The 357-nt window shown below is 65.8% G+C and carries 1 pseudogene; it reads right to left on the bottom strand.

Annotated elements, in window-relative coordinates:
- A pseudogene (locus tag K6N12_RS33770) lies at positions 1 to 357 on the bottom strand (sugar ABC transporter substrate-binding protein); the annotation flags it as partial.

Below are 357 nucleotides of genomic sequence, written 5' to 3'. Positions count from 1 at the left end.
GGGCGTCGTCGATCGCCTGGACGAGTTGCTTGACGGCTTCGTCGGAGCTCTTGATCTGGCCGTGGACGAACTTCGAGACGACGTCCTTATAGGCATTGGCGATCGCCGGCGGGGCGCCATAGCCCTGCGCCAGCGAGCCGAACAGCGTGCCGCCCTCATTGGCCGCCTTCAGATCGGCGATGCCCTTCTTGCCGCAGGCGTCGAAGTCGGTGTCGGGAACGTCAGTGCGGGCCGGCACCGAACCCTTGACGACGTTGAAGGCCGACTGGAAGCTCTTCGACAGCGTCGCCGTCGCCAGCGCCACCTGCGCCGCCTTGCGGTCGTCGGGGACGTTGAACATGCCGAACATGTCGGAGT

The sequence above is a fragment of the Rhizobium redzepovicii genome, from assembly GCF_019793435.1.
Lineage (GTDB): Bacteria > Pseudomonadota > Alphaproteobacteria > Rhizobiales > Rhizobiaceae > Rhizobium > Rhizobium redzepovicii.
The sequence above is the reverse complement of the archived record's forward strand: the minus strand, read 5'-3'. Positions and strand labels throughout refer to the sequence as shown.